Source organism: Pseudomonas sp. D5(2026), from assembly GCF_057766845.1.
In genome coordinates this window covers 4,636,556-4,655,189 of the sequence record NZ_CM173421.1, presented here as the reverse complement: position 1 = coordinate 4,655,189, position 18,634 = coordinate 4,636,556, and the positions used below count along the sequence as shown (strand labels likewise).

The window sequence follows — 18,634 nt, the reverse complement described above, 5'->3', positions numbered from 1 at the left end:
GGGTCGCCTCACTGGCCGGCCTGCGCGGTTTGCGCAGGCACGGCGAAGTTGTTGCGTTTGCAGAGCTTGGCCTCGACCTTCTGGGTGCCGCTTTCCGGCCCCTGTACCTCGAACGCCAGCAGGCGCTGACTGGCCCAGTCCTCGTCTTCGCGCATCTGGAAGACGAAGCGGCCGTCGGTGTCGGAGGTTTCAGGCTTTTCCAGCTTGATGTCCTCGTGACGGCCGTTGAGGTACCACAGGGTGGCCTGCAACACCTTCACCGAGGGGTCTTCGAACTTGACGTCCATCTGCAGGTCGCGGTTGATCAGGTCTTTGATCACGCCGCCCTTGCCGTTGACCATCAGCTCGTTCTTGCCCGGCTTGAGGGTGGTGCTGGCGCTCATCAGGGCTGGGCGGTCGTCGCAGCCGTCGTCGAGCAGGCCAAGGATTTGCCGCCAGATGGTTTCCTGGTTCAGGCGGTACAGCGGGGAGAATTCCCAGATGAGGATCTTCGGCGGGTTCTTCTGGAATTCCTCGCTGCCCAGGTACTCGATCATCGAGCCTTCCAGGCCACCGCCTGGGAAGGCGACGTTGAGCACGTCGGCGCCAATGTATTGCTCGAGGAAACCCGAGAAGTTGTAGTTCTTGCCACTGTGGCTGGTACCGACCAGGGTGATCTGCGCGTTGCCGCTGTCACCGAACAGGTCGTCGCCGCCGCTCGAGCCTTTCGGCTCGGTGGCGAACTGGTCCATGTACTGGACGGCGTAGCTGGTACCGCACAGTTGGCCGGCAACGTTGTGCAGGGTGCCGGTCTTGCCCATGCGCCCGGACTTCTTCGTCTCGAATTCCTTGCGCGGGATGCCTTCGAAGGCTGGCATCTTGTGCACGGTGTCGGCCACGATCTTCGCCGCGCGCTCGGCACCGTACGGCGTCCAGTGCTGGTCGCCACGGAAGTAGAAATCCTTGCCCTGGTCGGCGGCGGCCAGTTGCTCGTTGGTCAGTGGTGACAGGTCGGGCACGTTGTAGCCCATGCTGGCGAAGCGCTTGAGCATGGCCTGGTAGTTACCCAGGGCCTTCTGATAGTCGAAGGCAGCTTTTTCGGCCGGGTTGAGCATGTTGCGGTTCACCAGGCCACGGGTCGGCTGGTACACCACCACCAGTTCCACACCACGCTTCTTGAACGCGTCGTGCACTTGTTGCAGGCGTTTGTAGCCGGCCGGGGTGGTATTGAACTCGGTGCGCAGGTCTTCGCGAGTCCGGAACAGCCAGTCGCCCTGTGCCTGCACCAGCGTGGTGAAATTTTGCTGATAGCGGGTGGTGTAGCGGCTGGCATCGTGCGCTTCAGGGCACAACTGGCAGCAGGGCTCGGCTTTGAAGGTCGGGGCCTTGACGTCTTCGGCGCGTACGCCTTGGCTGATTGCCAGAAGGGCGGCGGACAGGCCCAGCAGTTTCATCAGGTGTGGAGTCATGGTCTGGGCTTCCTTAATCGATCATTTCGGTCTGGCGTTCGACCGGGTCGATCAGCACAGCCTTCTGCTGGCGTACCAGCAAGTCGAGGATTTCGTCCTGGCGCTCGCCCAGCACACCATTGAGGCTGATGCCGCTGGCCTTGCGCGGGGCGAGCATGGACACCTTGTACAGCTCGACCGACAGCGGCGAGTCGATCGACAGCGGGCCGGAGCCGTTGGCCGACAGCTCGCCACCCACCACGATCAGCGACACCTTGGTGTCGAACGGGTCGAGGGCGATGTCGCGGTCGGTGTCGGACAGGTCCTTGATGTGGCCGTATACGCCAACCAGGCCGTTGGCCATGGCGATGTTTTCGTACAGGCGGATGTTCACGCTGTTACGCACGCGGATGCCGTGGCGGCGGTTGTTGACCAGCTTGTTGCCCCAGATCAGATTGTCGCCGCTTTCGTACAGGGTGATGCCGTCGGTGTGGTTGCGGTAGATCTCGTTGTAGGCCACCAGGTTGTTGACGCTGTTACGGTCGATCACCACGCCCGAGAGCTTGTTGTCGTAGCTCTTGTTGTTGATGATCCAGCTGTCGTTGACCTCACGCGAGACGATGATGCCGTGCTTCTTCTTGGTGCCGTACACGGTGTTGCCGGCGATGATCAGGCGGTGCGAACGGTCGTGTGGGTCGATGCCATAGACGATGTTGTCGCGGTAGGTGCTGTCCTTGACCACGAAGTCCTGCGTTTCGTAGCAGTAGAAGCCGTACCACATGTCGCTGAACTCAGAACCGATGATCCAGCCGGTGGGTTCCGGGCGGCCCATGCGCTTGGCCATGTTCGGCGTGTACTGCGAGATGCTAACGCCATACGACTTGGACTTGGCGTAGCCGAAGCTGGCCATCTTCGTGTTGACGATGTAGGTCTCGGTACCGCCCCACGACAGCAGGAACGGGCGGAACTCCTTGGGCGAGCGGAAGGTCGCCGGGCCATTGTCCTTTTCCCGCCAGCCGGTCACCTGGGTGTCGGTTACGAACAGCTTGCCGTCATTGACCAGAAATGCGCCGCCCTCCTGGGACAGGCGCAGCTGTTTGACCTTGCCGTCGATCTCGAGGATGCCCTTTTGCCCGACCACGATCGGCAGGCGAGCCAGGTAAACCCCAGGCTCGACTTCGCTGAAGTACTGTTTGGGCACCTTCTTGCTCAACTCGGTCAGGTCGACATGGCCGTCATCGATGAAGATGGCCTGCGGGATGCCGTGCTGGCGCTGCACCCACTCGGCGGCCTTGTTGTCGCCGCCGACGAACTCCTTGAGGGTGTCCTCCTGGAACATACGGCGCAGGCTGACCCTGCCCTTGTGGCGGCGGTCGATTTTCTTCTGCACCGCCTCGGCCGTGAAACCGGTAAGGTCGGGCAGCTTTGGCGGGTCCATCTGCAGTGGCTCGATCGGTGCGCTGGCCACCGTGTAGGTCTTGGCCTGCTGCAGCTCCTTGGCGATCACCTGGGGCTCTGCGGCAGTGGCCAGGCCGCTTGCCAGCAGCAAGGCACTGGCCAACAGGCTGTGACGTAAGTGCGGGTGAAGGTTCATCACGGTCAGTCCCCTACCGGCCTCAGAAGCGCCAGATGACGTCGACGAAGGCGCGGTGCATGTAAGAGTCCGCTTCCTTGCCGTAGGCGTCGCCCGGCTTGAATACACCGGCACGCAGGCGCACCAGGGCTGACGGCTCGTCGATTGCCTGGCTCATCGAAGCCGGTAGCAGGCCTTGCTTGAAGTACTTGGTCACGACCACGTCCATTTCCTGGCCAAGGTCCTTCTCGCCGTCAACCAGCTGACGGTTCACGCCGTTGTCGTCGACCACCGCGTTGATGCCGCTGGAGCCGATGTTCTGGTTACCGTCGACCCGCCAGAACTTGTGGTAGATCAGGCTCGCGTCGTAGTCGTCGCGCAGCTGCCACGAAGCGAACAGGGTGGCTGCCTGCAGGTTGCCCAGTTCGCCGCGGAACGCTTCGCCGAAGCGGTGCACGCGCGAGCGGGTGCCGGTGAAATTGGAGCGGTTGCTTTCCAGGCCGGTCTGCTCGAAGTTGTTCGAGCCGTCATCGCCACCACCACCGCTACCACGGGCATAGGCCGCGCCGACCTGCCATTGCGGGTCCAGGCGCAGGCGGATACCGAGGTCGGTTGCCCAGGCGTTGACGTCACCGCTCTGCTTGCCGGTCGCGACCTGGTCGTCACCCACCTGCTGGGTGCTCAGCTTGTCGCGGTCACCGGTCAGCCAGGTGACGCTGCCCCAGTAATTCACGGTGTGGTCGTTGCGCCAGTTGTAGGCGTCGCTGTTTGCCTCAAGGCCCAGCCAGGTGAGGTCGCCGGTACGGGTCTTGTCCAGGGCGTCGACGGTTTCGCCGGGGTTCTTCAGGCTGCCGTTGTCGTGCGTATGGTGTGCCCGCACGCCGACCCAGTGGCCAGGCGTCCACTGAGTGGCGACGTTGCCGTAGAGGTGGGTGCGGTCCTTGTCTTCCGGGGCCAGCTCGGTGAGGTCGGTGCGGTATTCGCTGAAGCGCTGGGCCACGCCCAGGTCGGCCTTGAGCAGGGTGGTGTCGAAGGTCCAGTTCAGCGCTTCGATGTTGGTATCGCGCCACATGCCATCGTCGCTGCGCAGGCGCTGGCGACCGAAGCGCAGTTGCTCGCCGGGGTAGGCGGTGAGACCGCTGTAGCCGATCCAGAGCTCGCGCATGGCCAGGTAGCTTTTGTCTGGTTGACGGCTGTCGTCGCCGGTTTCAGTGCTGGTGCCGTCGCCGTTCTGGCGCAAGGTGTCGGTTTCGATGGTGTCGGTCGCAGCGACCGCCTGGCCCATGGCGTAGGCGCTCCAGTTTCCGCGCTCGCCGTACACCCACGGGCGCAGATCCAGGCCCAGGCCGTTGACATCGCCGCCAGAGCGGGTGCCCAGGTCTCGATCGTCTTCCGATTGCCCGGTGATTTTCACGTCCAGGCCGAAGTTTTTCTCGGCGGTCATTTCCGCCAGGGTCGGGCAGGACCACAGCAGGGCGAAGCTCAGGCCGATGCCGGCTTTCACGAAGGGATTGAGCGTCATAGCGAGTCCTCACCGTCTACTTCTTTTTCGTCGTCTTGCAGGGCTTCGAGGGCCAGGGTGCTATTCGCGCCCTGCGCCATGCTGCCGCGTGCACGCTTTTCCTGGTCCAGCAGTTGCTGGGCCTGGTTGCGCTCGTCAGGTGTCAGTTGCTGGTCAAGCTTCTGCAGCAGTTCCGCTGATTGCGGCGTCGGGTTGGCCTGCGACAGCTGGGCAAACACCCAGGCGTTGCCTGGTTGCGGGCGAATGCCATGGCCCTCGCTGAATAGCTGGGCCAGGGCATAATCGGCGCTGTTCTGCCCGCCACGGGCGGAGGCCAGCAGGTGGTCGACGGCCTTCTGCGGCTCGACGTTGCCCAGGTAGCCGCGGCGGTAAAGCTGGCCCAGGTAGTAATGGGCGCTGATCTCACCGGCTTCGGCAGCGGCTTGCAGGTGCTGCTCGGCTTTGTGAGCGTCGGCAGGCAGGGTTTTGCCTTCGTAGTACAGACGGCCCAGCAGCAGTTCGGCGCGTGGCTGTTCAGCTGCGCGGCCTTTGTCGATGTAGGCCATCAACTGGTCGGTGTCGCCCAGTTCGGGGAAGTCGTATACCAGCTGTGCCAGGCTGACCCAGGACGCCGGGTTGGCCGGGGCTACTTGCTCGAGCAGGTCCTTGGCGGTTTTTTCGTCGGTCTGGCCGAGGCTGCGATCAGCCAACACCCGGGCCACGCTGTCGACCCGGGTGGCCGGTACGGCGCCACGGGCATAGGCGGATTTCAGCTGGCCGAGCAGGGCGGCTTGCTGGTCGGCCTGGCCACGCATCTGGTACACAGTGGCCAGTTCGACGTAGCAGATGTCGGTGGTGTTCAGCGCGGCCTTGCAGATTTTCTCCACCTCGCCCAGGTGCTGGTCGTAGGTGCCCTGGGTACGGTACAGCAACACCTGGGCCAGGCCTGCTTCCGGGTTGCCGGCGGCGCGCCACTGGTCGATCTGCTGCTGCGCGTTGACCTTGGGGAAACTCTGCGGGTAGCTGAGGTAGAGCATTGCCAGCGGAATCAGGGTATTGCTTTGGCCCTGTTTCGCGGCCTGCTTGAGCAGGGTTTCAGCTTCCTCACGTTCGGCCTGGGTGCTGTCAGGCTTGGCCACCAGCAAGCGGCCAAGGCGCGCCTGGGCGCGTGGCGACGTGGCGGCCGCAGCGCGATAGGTGGCCTCGGCTTCCTTGATTTGCGATGGGTCGCGGGTGGCCACCTTGATGTCCGCAAGGCCGACTTGCGCTTCGCTGTAGCCCAGGTCGGCCAGCGCCTTGTAGTTGCGCTCTGCCAATGCCGTGTCACCGCGCTTCAGGGCCTCGTTGGCCAGGCGCTGGTCGGGCAGGCCGGCACAGCCGGCCAAAGTGATGGCGGCGGCCAGTGCACACAATCCCAGGTTCACGCGGACCCTGTGGGAGCGGGCAAGCCCGCGAATTGGCATGGCCGACGATGCTGTCCCTGCTGGCCTCTTCGCGGGTATGCCCGCTCCCACAGGATAGGTGTTGGTATCAGAGATCATCGTCCGTCCCTCACAGGCCACGGGCCACGGCTTTGTCGATCAGCCAGTTCAGCGACGGGCCACGGTCGCTGTTGACCGACGCCGGGCGGCCTGCCAGTTCGGCGGGCAGGCTGCTGTCCGGCTTGATCTGCACGCGGATGTCGGAGGACAGGTCTTCGCTGTTGAGGCTGGTGCTGCTGACGATCTGACCGGTGCGCACTTCGTCTTCGCCGGCCACCTGGAAGTTGACCCGGGTGCCCGGCTTGACCTCGTCGAACTGGCGGTAGCTGAAGCGCGCCTCGATCATCGGGTTGGTGGTGCGTGGGATCAGCTGGAAGATCGGCTGGCCCTTGGCTGCGTACTGGCCGTCGTCTACCAACTGGCGCGCGACCACGCAGTCGCAGGGGCTGGTGAGGGTGCCGGACAGCTGCTTGCCGAACAGCTCCTCGATCTTTGCCGGCTCCAGCTGTGCGTCTTCAAGGTTGCCCTTGAGCATGTCCAGCATGCTGGTGGTGAAGCTGGCCAGTGGCGCGCCCTTGACGATCTGCCCACCGCTTTCGACCAGGCTGCTCACGGTACCGTCGCGCGGCATGGTGACGTTGGTGGTCGGCACTGCGACCACACCGGCTTCGGCGTGGCTGACGAAGTACATGCCGTACAACGATTTGGCGACGAAGCCGAAGGCCGCAACGCCGACCACGAACACGCCCAGTGTGACGGTGACTGCCTTGAGGCGGCCGAAGGCGCTCAGGCCTGACCCACCATCCTTCTGCTTGCGCGCCTTGGTGAAGTTGTCGCGCTGCAGGGTGCTGAGTACGTCGCCGATGCTGATCAGCTCACCCGACAGGTGGCTGGTGATGATGTGCCGCAACGTGGCGATGTCACGTGGCTCAAGGTTCTGGAACTGCGCACCGATACGGCCATTGTCCGGGTTGTACGAGCGCACCTGGAACTCGATGTCGATGGACAGGCCCAGGTTGTCGACCACGAACTGCAGGCGCCCGCGCAGCACATCGCCCACCGACTGCGGTTGCTTGGCGTGGAAGCTCAGGCCGCCGGCAGATAGGTCTTCGACCTTGACTTCGTGGACCTGGCGCTGGGCGTCCAGGAACCGCAGCTTGGCGGGAATGCGTACCCGGGCGTGTTGGCGCTGGGCTTCGGACTCATGCACGACATTGACGTTCACGGCGGTATTCATGGTGGTTTGTTCCTGTTAGATCCGATCCGGGTTGGGCTCACACGACCATGAACAGCACAGCAACGAAGATGCTGGCAGCCGAGAAGGTCATGGTCCGCGAGGACCAGGTGTTGAACCATTGTTGAAAGCTGGCGAGGTCACGCTTGAGGGCAGTGGGCTGACGCGTCCACGACTGCTTGTCGAGGCGGAAGAACACATAGATCTTCATCAGCGCGCCGATGATCTGGTTGTAATAGAGAATCAGCGGGTAGGCCGGGCCTACGCTGTGGCCGGAGCACAGCAGCATGATGGTGAGGATCAGGCGGGTAATGCCGATCCACAGCAGGTACACCAGCAGGAAGGCCATACCGAACTTGAGGCTGGCGATCACCGCCACGGTCAGGCCCAGCAGGCTGGTCCACATCGACACGCGCTGGTCGAACAGCACGATGCTGGTGAACAGGCCCAGGCGACGCAGGCCAAGGCCCAGTGCCCGTGAGTTCTGCCGCAGGTTGTTGCCGTACCAGCGGTACATCAGCTTGCGGCTGGCCTTGAGGAAACTTTTTTCCGGCGGGTGCTCGACCGTGTTGATGGCGGCGTCCGGCACGTAGAAGGTGTCGTAGCCCAGGCGCATCAGGCTGAACCAGCTGGATTTGTCGTCCCCGGTAAGGAACTTGAAGCGGCCCAGGCGCCAGTGCATCAGCGAATCGCTTTCGACGTCGGCGATGAACTCGGGGTTGGTCACCACGCTGGCGCGGAACATCGACATGCGCCCGGTCATGGTCAGTACGCGCTTGGACAGGGCCATCGAGCACATGTTGATGTGGCGCTGGGCGAAGCGCAGCTTGTGCCACTCGCTCATGATGTAGCCGCCGCGCACTTCGCAGAATTCATTGGTGGTCAGGCCGCCCACATTGGGGAACAACTTGAACCAGGGTACGGTCTTGCGCACCACACCGTCGGCCAGCACGGTGTCACCGTCGATCACCGCCACTACGGCGTTCTCGTCCGGCAGCATGCGCGAGATGGCGCGGAAACCGTAGGCCAGGCCATCGCGCTTGCCGGTGCCGGCGATTCGCACGATGTCCAGCTTCACATGGGCCGGCGGGTTGTACTTGGCCCACAGGCTCTTCACCAGCAGTTCATCGGACATTTCCACCAGCGAGCAGACCACGGTGGTGGGGAAGCCACAGTTGATCGCCTCGCGAATCACCGAGCTGTACACCTGGGCGGTGGTCAGCGCTTCGATACGGAAGCTGGTGACCATCAGGTAGACATGCGACGGGTCGGTGGCATTGCCCATTTTCTGCACCTTGCGGCGCAGGTACGGGTACACGCCGTAGAGGAAGATCATGCCGCGGATGAAATGGGTGGCGCCCATGGAGTAGCGCCAGATGCCGACTGCGCCGACCAGGAAGATGAAGTGCTTCGACTGCGAGTCGAAGATATCAGCTGGCAGGGCCAGGGCGATCAGCATGAGCAGGCTCATGTAGAGCAGCCACCCGGCGCACTGCAACAGCACTGTCTGGAGCCTTTGCATGTTCAGCATCCGTCGAGAATTCGGGAAAGGGGGCAGCGAGGGGGCGGCTCTTGTCGAGTGCCTCATCGCTGCCCGGCCGGGCACTTACCAGCAGATGCCTTCGGTACGGTTGGTGGTGCAGGTCGGTTTGTTCATGAACCCGACCAGGTCGATCACCTGCTTGCCGGCTGGCGCTTGCAGGGCCAGCGCACGGAACTGCTCGTCACGGTTGCCGAGGACGATGATGTCGGCGTTGTCGATCACCTGCTGCAAGTTGGCGTTGAGCAGCGACGACACATGGGGGATCTTCGACTCGATGTAGTCCTTGTTGGCGCCGTGGACGCGGGCGTACTGGACGTTCTCGTCGTAGATGTCCAGCTGGTAGCCCTTGCCGATCAAGCGTTCGGCCAGTTCCACCAGCGGGCTTTCGCGCAGGTCGTCGGTGCCGGCCTTGAAGCTCAGGCCCAGCAGGGCGACCTTGCGCTTGTCGTGGGCTTCGATCAGCTCGAAGGCGTTCTGCACCTGCGATTCGTTGCTGCGCATCAGCGAGTCGAGCAGCGGTGCTCGGACATCGAGGCTGGCGGCGCGATAGGTGAGGGCGCGTACGTCCTTGGGCAGGCACGAGCCACCGAAGGCGAAGCCTGGGCGCATGTAGTACTGGGACAGGTTGAGGACCTTGTCCTGGCAGACCACGTCCATCACTTCACGGCCATCGACGCCCACGGCCTTGGCGATGTTGCCGATTTCGTTGGCGAAGGTGACCTTGGTGGCGTGCCATACGTTGCAGGTGTACTTGATCATCTCGGCCACCTCGATCGGCTTGCGGATCACCGGGGCATCGAGTTCTTCGTACAGGGCCTGGAGGATGTCACCGCTGGCGCTGTCCAGTTCGCCGATGACCGTCATCGGTGGCTGGTCGTAGTCCTTGATCGCGGTGCTTTCACGCAGGAATTCCGGGTTGACCGCCACACCGAAGTCGACGCCAGCCTTCTTGCCCGAGCAATCTTCGAGGATCGGGATGACCACGTTCTTGACGGTGCCAGGCAGCACGGTGCTGCGCACCACGATGGTGTGACGGCGGGTGGTGTCACGCAGCACGTAGCCGATTTCGCGGCACACCGACTCGATGTACTCCAGGCCCAGGTCGCCGTTTTTCTTGCTGGGGGTACCCACGCAGATCATCGACACGTCGCTGGCGCGGATGGCTTCGGCGAAGTCGGTAGTGCCGCGCAGGCGGCCATTGGCGATGCCCTGTTGCAGCAGTGCTTCCAGGCCAGGTTCGACGATGGGCGACTTGCCCTGGTTGATCAGGTCGATCTTGGTGCTGGACACGTCCACACCGATCACTTCATGGCCACGCGCCGTCAGGCAGCCTGCACAGACTGCACCCACATAACCCAAACCAAAGATGCTGATACGCATCGCTATCACCTCATGTGTTTATCACGCCGACACCTCCGAAGAGAGCCGGGCTGGGTTGATTAACAACAGTTTTCGGGCGCACGGATCCATGGCGAATGCACACTTCGCCGAGCGCAGGCAAAATAAATCCGGAGCGCAAAAAGTTATGCACTCAAAGTTGGCACTCGATAGCCATTAATTAAAAAACGTGCCCTGAAATGCAGCCGTCTTTATTGCAATGCGCTACTTGGCGCGTTGCTGTGCTTGTTTTTTCAAGTGGATAAATCCTTTGAAATCAACCACTAGGACGATTTTTAAGGGGCGCGTCTCTCCTGCATGGACAAGGTCTTCGGGGGTTTCCGTAATACCTGTCGAATTTCTCATGGCGGGCAGTGGATACCCGCCGCTGTCATCTGTAAGTCATCTCTCACAGCCCGTAGGCAGGAAAATCGTTACGGCACTATGAGCGATTGGCTTCGGCAGAAGTTCCTGAGCCAGTTTCACTCGAATGAAAGATTTCTAAATATTTATTCAGTTGCGGACAATTTCAAATTGATAGCACGCGGGTGTTTCACCCCCGTGTATCAAGGACGTAACTGTTGCGAGATATTTTTATGCCAGCATCTGAAATTTTTTTTCAGAATTCGTCAAAAAAGGTATGAACGGTCTTATGGCGTTTGGCGATAAAGGGATGCGCGTCGAATTTTTGGCGTCGAATTCGTGGCGTGATGGCGGTTTGCAGCGTGCCCTGTTGCAGGGCAGAGGGGATCACGGCAACTGACCTCTTCGCAGCTTTAGCCGCGAAGAGGGCGTGGCAGCCTCACTCCGCGGGGTGATCGCGCAGGAACACCAAATGGTCCGGCTTGGACTGCTCGGCACTGTAGTAGTAACCCTGAGCATCGAACTGCTTGAGCTGTTCCGGGGTGCTGATGCGCTGCTGGATGACGAAGCGGCTCATCATGCCGCGGGCTTTCTTGGCGTAGAAGCTGATGATCTTGTACTGGCCGTTTTTCTGGTCCTTGAAGTCGACATTGATCACTCGGGCCTTCAGTGCACTGCGTTTCACTGCACTGAAATACTCGTTACTGGCCAGGTTTAACAGCACGTCATCGCCTTGGTCGGCCAGGGCCTGGTTCAGCCATTCGCTGATGCGCGTGCCCCAGAAGGCGTACAGGTCCTTGCCGCGGGCGTTGGCCAGCTTGGTGCCCATCTCCAGGCGGTAGGGCTGCATCAGGTCGAGCGGGCGCAGCAGGCCATATAGGCCCGAGAGCATGCGCAGGTGGCCCTGGGCGTAGCTGAAGTCGTCTTCACTCAAGCTCTCGGCATCGAGGCCGGTGTACACGTCACCCTTGAACGCCAGCAGCGCCTGCTTGGCATTGGCCGGGGTGAAGTCTGGGGTCCAGCTGCCAAATCGCGCAGCATTCAAGCCGGCGAGCTTGTCGGACAGGTGCATCAGCTCGCTGATCTGCGCCGGCGACAGTTCGCGCAACTGCTGGATCAGGGCCTGGGATTCATCCAGGTACTGGGGCAGGGTGAAACGCTCGGTCACTGGCGGGGTGTCGTAGTCGAGGGTCTTGGCGGGGGAAATCACCGTCAGCATCGGGTCGGCTCCTGGCATCGTTGGCCGAGGATTCTACGGGGTGGGCGGTGCAAGTCCAAACTATGGCGACGATAGTCACAGACCATGGTCGGTGCAGGCGCTATAGTTCGCGTTTTGCCGTTGCGGAGCCTTCCACTGTGCGCATTGCTTCTGCTTTGCTGGCCTGCCTGCTGAGCCTGGCCGTGCAAGCCGCCCCTTCACCCCAGGTCAGCCTGGACCGCAGTCTGTGGCCCGAACAGCTGGACAGCCCGGCGCTGTTCGATGTGGCCTCTCGGGCAGAAATCCTTTCGTTCGCCCAAGTACTGCACGAAAGTGAGTTGCTGGATGACGCGACCCTGGCGGCCCGGCTGGGGCTGCGGCAGATCAACCTGCAGAAGGTGCGCCAGGTTCGGGCGCGCATGTGGCTGCGGTTGTGGGAGGGTTATCAACAGGCGCAGCGCAGTTGTGAGCAGGATGCCTCATTCTGCTACCCGGTTACGTCCATGGCGGAGTTACGCACACAAGCGGCAACGTTCGCCACCGATGTCGGTGCGTTCTATACCGGTTGGGTCGAGCCTAGCCACCAGTTCCATGTACGTTACCTGGACGAGCAACTGCGCAAGGCGGCGTTGCTACCGCAGACCAGCAGTGAAATTGAGCGGTTGTCTTCGCGCGAGCGCAAGGGTGACGAACTGAACGACCGCATGTTTCTGCTGACCTTTGTCGGCGGGCCCGGCCCCGAGGGGGGCAGTACGGATCTACTCACCGATTACCTGCGCCGGCAAAAGCTCGAAGGCACGTTCTTTACACTCGGTAACCGTTTGCAGCAACGTCGTGATGGTGCCTCGGTACACGCCTTGCGCCAGCTCTATGGCGGGCAGTGCGTGGGCATCCAGGGGTGGGAATACCGCTCCCATGCGCAGTGGATCGACTGGCAGGATTCGCTGCGGCGCAGCCAGGCGCGGGTGCAGGCTGATCTGCCCGAGCAGTATGTACCGCTGTTCAGCCCACCTTATGGCCAGCGCCGGGCTGACGGCGAGGCGTTCATGGCCCGCCAGCAGTTGCGGGTATCGTTGTGGGACATCGATGCCCAGGATGACGGTGCATTGAGCGCAGAGGCGTCCGCGCAGCGCGTATTGACCCTGATGCTGTTGTGGCGCAAGGGCGTGATCCAGTTTCATGACAGCCTTCCCAAGGCGCAGCCGGCCGTGGAATGGTTGCTGCGCAATACCGCGCAAAGCGGTATCGGCTGGGAGAATTGCCGCGAATACGGATACCGCGAATAGAGGGTATGACTTTTGAGCGTAGTCCCCTCTGACGCTGGCGCCAAGGCCTCTTCGTCAATCGGAAAAATAAACTTCAAAAATACGTAAAAGTGCTTTTTTCGGTCATGGTTTTTGCGGTATGAAGAAACCAGACAGCCGATTCCTGCAGCACAGGTGGCGTCATCCGGGCTCACCTGGCCAGGTTCGCTTCCCGCCCGTAACAACGCGGATACGGGGACAGCGGCAGTCACTCTGCGGCGTAACAGACCACGCCGTGTGGCTTCGACATAAGGTGACCGAGTATGGATGACCAAGGACGCAACCCTTCCTCCAGCAAGCCAATCCTGTATGTGCTCGATACCAACGTCCTGATTCACGACCCTAACGCGTTACTGAACTTCGAGGAGCACCATGTCGCCATCCCGATGACGGTGCTGGAGGAACTCGACAAGCTCAAGACCGGCAAACAGAGTATCGCCGCCGAATGCCGCCAGGCCATCCGCCTGATAGACCAGACCCTCGGTGACGCTTCGCCCAGCGATGTCGAGCAGGGCGTGCCGATCCAGCGCAACAAGAGTGGCCCCAAGGGGTTCCTGTCCATCCTGATGACCCCGCGCAACGAGCCGAACAAGCTGCTGCCGGAAAACCTCAACGACAACATCATCATCAACCAGTTGCTCGAAGTTCGGGCCCGGCGCACCGACCTGGATGTCGTGCTGGTCACCAAAGACATCAACATGCGCCTGAAGGCGCGCGCTTGCGGTATAGCGGCTGAGGACTACAGCACCGACCAACTGGTCGATGACGTGTCCCTTTTGTCCAAGGGCTACCATTCGGTCACCGGCTCGTTCTGGGACCGCGTGAGCAAGGTCGATACCCGTCAGGAGCGTGGCCGCACCTGGCATCGGGTGCAGATGATCGACAACCTGCCAGCCGTGCACGTCAACGAGTTCATCATCGATGAGCAGGGCTTCGTCGGATGGATCAAGGGCATCCGTGACGACGAACTGCTACTGCTCGACCTGCACCAGGAACCGTTGCTGCATCAGGAAGCCTGGGGCCTGAAACCACGCGACATTCACCAAAGCCTGGCACTGTTCGCCCTGCTGGACCCGGATATCCACCTGGTGAACCTGACCGGCGCCGCCGGCTCCGGTAAAACCATCCTGGCGCTGGCTGCGGCCATCGAGCAAACCATGGTCAGCAAGCGCTACCGGCGCATCATCGCCACCCGCAGCGTGCAGGGGCTGGACCAGGAGATTGGCTTCCTGCCGGGCACCGAAGCAGAGAAGATGGAGCCGTGGCTGGGCGCCATCACCGACAACCTCGAAGCTTTGCACATGGATGACGAAAGCACCCATGGCAGCGTCGAATACATCCTCGAGCGCGTGCCGCTGCAGTTCAAATCGCTGAACTACATCCGTGGCCGTAGCTTCCAGCAGAGCCTGATCCTGATTGACGAGTGCCAGAACCTGACGCCGCACCAGATGAAAACCATCATCACCCGTGCCGGCTCCGGGTCCAAGGTGGTCTGCCTGGGCAACCTCGCGCAGATCGACACCCCCTACCTGTCCGCGACCAGCTCGGGGCTGACCTACCTGACCGAGCGCTTCAAGGACTTCCCAAATGGCGTGCACATCACCCTGCAGGGCGTGCCTCGCTCGGTGCTGGCCGAGTACGCCGAGTCGCATTTGTAAACCATGTAGCCGGGCAGATTACTGCCCGGCCTCTTCACGGGAACGCCCGCTCACAGGATGTCCACTTGAATCGAGATCGTGGAGCGCCTGTAGGAGCGGGCGTGCCCGTGAAGAGGCCAAACCTGGCGACACATATCTCTGCTCAAACCTGACCCACAGGTTTACACTGCGAACTCCCTTCACAGGAGCAGAGCAGTGCTGACACATCTTGATTCCCAGGGGCGGGCCAACATGGTCGACGTCACTGAAAAGGCCGTGACCGAGCGCGAGGCTACCGCCGAGGCGCGGGTGCGCATGTTGCCGCAGACCTTGCAGATGATCGTCGACGGTGAACACCCCAAGGGTGACGTGTTCGCCGTGGCGCGCATTGCCGGGATACAGGCGGCGAAAAAAACCAGCGACCTGATTCCGCTGTGCCACCCGCTGATGCTCACCAGCGTCAAGGTCGAGCTCAGCGCTGAGGGGCAGGATGCCGTGCGCATCGTCGCCCGCTGCAAGCTGGCCGGGCAGACCGGCGTGGAGATGGAGGCGCTGACCGCCGCCAGTGTGGCCGCGCTGACGATCTATGACATGTGCAAGGCTGTGGATAAAGGTATGGTCATCGAGCAGGTGCGCCTGCTGGAAAAACTCGGTGGCAAGAGTGGCCATTACAAGGTGGAGGCGTGATGAAGGTCAAGGTGATGTACTTCGCCCGTTACCGCGAACTGTTGGGCGTGGATGCCGAGCGGGTGGAGGGGGCGTTCAAGGTGCTTGATGATGTGCGCCAGGCCTTGGTAGCCAAGGGCGGGCAGTACGAAGTGCTGGCCGAGCAGAACCTGATGTGCGCGCGCAACGAAGAGCTGTGCAAGCTCGATGAACCGCTGGAAGAGGGCGATGAAGTGGCGTTCTTCCCGCCGGTGACCGGAGGCTGAACATGGCTGTGCGAGTACAGGAAGGCGCGTTCGACCCCGGGGCCGAGACCAATGCCATGCATGCGGCCAATGTGGGCGTGGGCGCGGTGGTCGGTTTTGTCGGCTATGTGCGGGATTTCAACGATGGCCGCGAAGTGGCGGGGATGTTCCTCGAGCACTATCCGGGCATGACCGAAAAGGCCCTGGCCAAGATCGTGGTCGAGGCCGAGCAGCGTTGGCCGCTGTTGAAGGTGGAGGTGCTGCACCGCATCGGTGCGCTGGAGCCGGGTGAACCGATTGTGTTCGTGGGGGTAGCCAGTGCCCATCGACAGGCGGCGTTCGATGCCTGCAACTTCATCATGGACTACCTGAAAACCCGGGCGCCGTTCTGGAAGAAGGAGAATACCCAGGAAGGGCCAAGGTGGGTGGAGGGGAAACAGAGTGACCAGGATGCGGCGCAGCGCTGGTAATCAAGGCGCCGCCGGTCGCCTGTAGGAGCGGGTTTACCCGCGAAAGGGCCGGGCCTGCTGGCCAATCTCCACCCGCCGTTCACCGTTGCCGCCACTACCGTATTCGCGGGTAAACCCGCTCCTACAGGGGGCCTTGTGTCGCGAAAGGGCCGCGTAGCGGCCCCCGACAATCTCCGCATCAAAGCCCGAACCCCAGGGCCCGCTGCGCGGCCCGCTTGCGACACAAGCTCGCCTCTACAGGGCGCATGTAGCCTGCTGAAGGTCAGTGATGCTTGCGCGGCACCGGCTTGAGCAGCTCATCCGGCGGCATCTCGCACTTGATCTTGCGCCCCAGCAGCTCTTCGATCGCCGGCAACTGATACGAGTCGTCCTCACCGGCAAAGCTGATCGACACACCGCTGGTGCCGGCACGACCGGTACGGCCAATGCGGTGCACGTAATCGTCAGGGTCTTCCGGCAGGGTGAAGTTGATCACGTGGCTGATGCCATCGATATGGATCCCGCGCCCAGCCACGTCGGTGGCCACCAGCACGGTGATGCGCCCTTCGCGGAAGCTCTCCAGCGTGCGGATGCGCTTGTGCTGCGGCACGTCGCCCGACAGCTGGGCGGCATTGATGCCGTCGCGTACCAGCTTCTCCTCGATGCGCCGCACTTCGTCCTTGCGGTTGGCGAACACCATCACCCGTTCCCACTTGTTCTGGGTCACCAGGTTGTACAGCAGTTTGTACTTGTCGCTGCCGGCCACCGCATACACGTGTTGCTCGACCGTTTCGCTGGCCACGTTCTCCGGCTCGATCTCGACGATGGCCGGGTTGGTGGTCCACTGCTTGGCCAGGTTCATCACATCGTCGGTGAAGGTGGCGGAGAACAGCAGGGTCTGGCGCTCGCTTTTCGGCGGTGTCTGACGAATGATTTGGCGGACCTGGGGGATGAAACCCATGTCGAGCATGCGGTCGGCTTCGTCAAGCACCATCACCTCGACCATGTCCAGGTGCACTTCGCCGCGCTGGTTGAAGTCCAGCAGGCGGCCCGGGGTAGCCACCAGGATATCGCAGTGGCGCGCCTCCAGGGCTTTGAGCTGTTTGTCGAAGTCCATGCCACCGACGAAGCTCATCACGTTCAGGCCGGTGTACTTGGTCAGGGCAGCGGCGTCCTTGGCGATCTGTACCACCAGCTCGCGGGTGGGGGCAATGATCAGCGCGCGCGGTTCGCCCATGTAGCGCTCTTTAGGCGGTGGCGTCTGCTGCAACTGGGAAATGATCGAGATCAGGAAGGCGGCTGTCTTGCCGGTACCCGTCTGGGCCCGGCCGATGGCGTCCTGGCCACGCAGGGTGTAACCCAGGACCTGCGCCTGGATCGGCGTGCAGTACGGGAAGCCCAGGTCGTGGATGGCGTGCATCAGCTCGTTGGACAGCTTGAAATCGTGGAAGCGGGTTTTGCCTTCCTGTGGCTCGACCACGAAGTCTTCGGGCTTCCACAGGCTCGCCTGTGGCTTGGGCTTGCGTTCGCGACGGGGTTTGTCCTTGGCCGGCTGGTCGGCAGGTGGTGTAGCGGCGGCAGCTGGCTCAGCCTTGGGAGCGGGGTTGGCATGTGTTGCGGCCGGTATTGTCGCGGGCCGGGCTTCCGGCGTCACGCTGGCAGCAGGAGCGGCGGCTTGCGGCGCGACCTCTCCCTTGCCGAATATTTTTCTGAGTGCTTTGAGCACGGTCGTCTCATCAACTGATTAAGGAATGTACGCCGGGCAGTGTAATGCAAGATCCGGGCGCGGCGTAGCGGAATACGCCCACAACTACAAGCGAGGCAACCTATTGCAGCTGCTTGCTCAGCCAGTCGTGGATATCGTTCAGCTCTTCGACCACCACTTCGTGTTCCATCGGGTATTCGTACCAGCGGGCAGCGACGCCCCAGATGTTCAGGTACTCGAATGCGGTGCGGCCCATGGACGGGATTACCACTGGGTCATGCACGCCATGCAGGCACAGGGCCGGGGTGCGTTGCTGGCAGGCACTCAACTGGTGCTGGTCATTGAAAGTGGGGGCATAGGTGGACAGGGCGATCACTCCGCCCAGTGCTTCCTGCCACTTTATATAGGCAGTGTGCAGCACCACCGCGCCGCCCTGGGAGAAGCCGGCCAGGAAGATCCGCGACAGGTTGATGCCTTTGGCCTGCTCGGCCTTGATCAGTGCGACCACCTGCTCGGCAGACTCTTCCAGCTGCGCTTCGTCGATGGCGCGGGCCGGGGTCATGGCCTTGATGTCATACCAGCTGGGCATGGCATAGCCGCCGTTGATGGTCACGGGGCGGGTCGGTGCCTGGGGCATGATGAAGCGTGTGCTGAGCAAGCGCTCCTGCATGAATTCGGCCACAGGTAGGAAGTCGTAACGGTCGGCCCCCAGACCGTGCAACCAGATCACACAGGCGTCAGCGGTTTTCTGTGGTTCGAGAATCAGCGGGTTGGTCATGACTGCTCCGAAAGTGTGCGGGTCTTGTTATGGCGTGCGTGAAAAGTAGGCACCGGGAATGATTGTCGGAAAAAGAATGTCGCAACGATACAACTTTTACTACTTGACGAGCGCTTAAACGCTACAGCGCGACAATCTGGTACGCGCTTTGCA

General features: G+C 62.0%; 15 protein-coding genes. 5 read left to right on the top strand and 10 right to left on the bottom strand.

Annotated features, from left to right (window positions below; translation table 11 throughout):
- Window positions 1-8: 8 nt before the first annotated feature.
- From AC3B5Q_RS21515 to yaaA, 8 genes are all read right to left on the bottom strand, one after another.
- Window positions 9-1,448 (bottom strand): alginate O-acetyltransferase, encoded by a 1,440-nt coding sequence (locus AC3B5Q_RS21515; RefSeq protein WP_021784112.1) that lies wholly within the window; start codon window positions 1,446-1,448, stop codon window positions 9-11.
- A gap of 13 nt (window positions 1,449-1,461) precedes the next feature.
- Entirely contained in the window at window positions 1,462-3,021 is a 1,560-nt protein-coding gene (algG, locus tag AC3B5Q_RS21510) for a mannuronan 5-epimerase AlgG (protein WP_021784113.1), read from the bottom strand.
- Window positions 3,022-3,043: 22 nt separating this feature from the next.
- Window positions 3,044-4,522, bottom strand: a complete 1,479-nt coding sequence (locus tag AC3B5Q_RS21505) for an alginate export family protein (protein ID WP_488392732.1) — start codon at window positions 4,520-4,522, stop codon at window positions 3,044-3,046.
- Window positions 4,519-5,964 carry an alginate biosynthesis TPR repeat lipoprotein AlgK gene (gene algK, locus AC3B5Q_RS21500; RefSeq protein ID WP_031322504.1) on the bottom strand — a complete coding sequence of 482 codons (1,446 nt, stop codon included), beginning with the start codon at window positions 5,962-5,964 and terminating at the stop codon, window positions 4,519-4,521. Before algK ends, AC3B5Q_RS21505 begins: the two co-directional genes overlap by 4 nt.
- An 88-nt stretch (window positions 5,965-6,052) precedes the next feature.
- Entirely contained in the window at window positions 6,053-7,219 is a 1,167-nt protein-coding gene (locus AC3B5Q_RS21495) for an alginate biosynthesis protein Alg44 (RefSeq protein WP_021784116.1), read from the bottom strand.
- Window positions 7,220-7,256: 37 nt separating this feature from the next.
- Window positions 7,257-8,738 (bottom strand): glycosyltransferase family 2 protein, encoded by a 1,482-nt coding sequence (locus AC3B5Q_RS21490; RefSeq protein ID WP_033730431.1) that lies wholly within the window; start codon window positions 8,736-8,738, stop codon window positions 7,257-7,259.
- 84 nt (window positions 8,739-8,822) lie between these two features.
- Window positions 8,823-10,139 carry a nucleotide sugar dehydrogenase gene (locus AC3B5Q_RS21485; protein WP_021784118.1) on the bottom strand — a complete coding sequence of 439 codons (1,317 nt, stop codon included), beginning with the start codon at window positions 10,137-10,139 and terminating at the stop codon, window positions 8,823-8,825.
- 799 nt (window positions 10,140-10,938) lie between these two features.
- A complete protein-coding gene (gene yaaA, locus AC3B5Q_RS21480; RefSeq protein WP_010952418.1) occupies window positions 10,939-11,718 on the bottom strand; it encodes a peroxide stress protein YaaA in 780 nt (259 codons plus the stop codon).
- A gap of 137 nt (window positions 11,719-11,855) precedes the next feature.
- Here yaaA and AC3B5Q_RS21475 point away from each other — a divergent pair, with 137 nt between their 5' ends.
- The 5 genes from AC3B5Q_RS21475 (at window position 11,856) to moaE (ending at window position 16,019) form a co-directional block, all read left to right on the top strand.
- Window positions 11,856-12,983: a polysaccharide deacetylase family protein gene (locus AC3B5Q_RS21475; protein ID WP_021784120.1), complete on the top strand. Its 1,128-nt coding sequence runs from the start codon at window positions 11,856-11,858 to the stop codon at window positions 12,981-12,983.
- A 281-nt stretch (window positions 12,984-13,264) separates the two neighbouring features.
- Entirely contained in the window at window positions 13,265-14,659 is a 1,395-nt protein-coding gene (locus AC3B5Q_RS21470; protein WP_021784121.1) for a PhoH family protein, read from the top strand.
- 195 nt (window positions 14,660-14,854) lie between these two features.
- Window positions 14,855-15,325 carry a cyclic pyranopterin monophosphate synthase MoaC gene (gene moaC / locus AC3B5Q_RS21465; RefSeq protein WP_003251775.1) on the top strand — a complete coding sequence of 157 codons (471 nt, stop codon included), beginning with the start codon at window positions 14,855-14,857 and terminating at the stop codon, window positions 15,323-15,325.
- Window positions 15,325-15,570 (top strand): molybdopterin converting factor subunit 1, encoded by a 246-nt coding sequence (gene moaD, locus AC3B5Q_RS21460; RefSeq protein WP_003251777.1) that lies wholly within the window; start codon window positions 15,325-15,327, stop codon window positions 15,568-15,570. The genes moaC and moaD overlap by 1 nt, the downstream gene beginning before the upstream one ends.
- Before the next feature lie 2 nt (window positions 15,571-15,572).
- The gene (moaE, locus tag AC3B5Q_RS21455) at window positions 15,573-16,019 is read left to right on the top strand and encodes a molybdopterin synthase catalytic subunit MoaE (RefSeq protein WP_021784123.1); all 447 of its coding nucleotides are present in this window, start codon (window positions 15,573-15,575) and stop codon (window positions 16,017-16,019) included.
- Between the two features lie 262 nt (window positions 16,020-16,281).
- Here the strand turns inward: moaE and rhlB are convergent, their stop codons facing one another.
- Both rhlB and AC3B5Q_RS21445 read right to left on the bottom strand, forming a co-directional pair.
- Window positions 16,282-17,724: an ATP-dependent RNA helicase RhlB gene (rhlB, locus tag AC3B5Q_RS21450; RefSeq protein ID WP_103469449.1), complete on the bottom strand. Its 1,443-nt coding sequence runs from the start codon at window positions 17,722-17,724 to the stop codon at window positions 16,282-16,284.
- Between the two features lie 100 nt (window positions 17,725-17,824).
- A complete protein-coding gene (locus AC3B5Q_RS21445; protein ID WP_021784125.1) occupies window positions 17,825-18,481 on the bottom strand; it encodes an alpha/beta hydrolase in 657 nt (218 codons plus the stop codon).
- Window positions 18,482-18,634 lie beyond the last annotated feature (153 nt).

Excerpts from the sequence above, each read along its gene's own strand:
- AC3B5Q_RS21515 (WP_021784112.1), bottom strand. The coding sequence starts at position 1,448 with ATGACTCCACACCTGATGAAACTGCTGGGCCTGTCCGCCGCCCTTCTG.
- algG (WP_021784113.1), bottom strand. The coding sequence starts at position 3,021 with ATGAACCTTCACCCGCACTTACGTCACAGCCTGTTGGCCAGTGCCTTG.
- AC3B5Q_RS21505 (WP_488392732.1), bottom strand. The coding sequence starts at position 4,522 with ATGACGCTCAATCCCTTCGTGAAAGCCGGCATCGGCCTGAGCTTCGCC.
- algK (WP_031322504.1), bottom strand. The coding sequence starts at position 5,964 with ATGCCAATTCGCGGGCTTGCCCGCTCCCACAGGGTCCGCGTGAACCTG.
- AC3B5Q_RS21495 (WP_021784116.1), bottom strand. The coding sequence starts at position 7,219 with ATGAATACCGCCGTGAACGTCAATGTCGTGCATGAGTCCGAAGCCCAG.
- AC3B5Q_RS21490 (WP_033730431.1), bottom strand. The coding sequence starts at position 8,738 with ATGCAAAGGCTCCAGACAGTGCTGTTGCAGTGCGCCGGGTGGCTGCTC.
- AC3B5Q_RS21485 (WP_021784118.1), bottom strand. The coding sequence starts at position 10,139 with ATGCGTATCAGCATCTTTGGTTTGGGTTATGTGGGTGCAGTCTGTGCA.
- yaaA (WP_010952418.1), bottom strand. The coding sequence starts at position 11,718 with ATGCTGACGGTGATTTCCCCCGCCAAGACCCTCGACTACGACACCCCG.
- AC3B5Q_RS21470 (WP_021784121.1), top strand. The coding sequence starts at position 13,265 with ATGGATGACCAAGGACGCAACCCTTCCTCCAGCAAGCCAATCCTGTAT.
- moaD (WP_003251777.1), top strand. The coding sequence starts at position 15,325 with ATGAAGGTCAAGGTGATGTACTTCGCCCGTTACCGCGAACTGTTGGGC.
- moaE (WP_021784123.1), top strand. The coding sequence starts at position 15,573 with ATGGCTGTGCGAGTACAGGAAGGCGCGTTCGACCCCGGGGCCGAGACC.
- AC3B5Q_RS21445 (WP_021784125.1), bottom strand. The coding sequence starts at position 18,481 with ATGACCAACCCGCTGATTCTCGAACCACAGAAAACCGCTGACGCCTGT.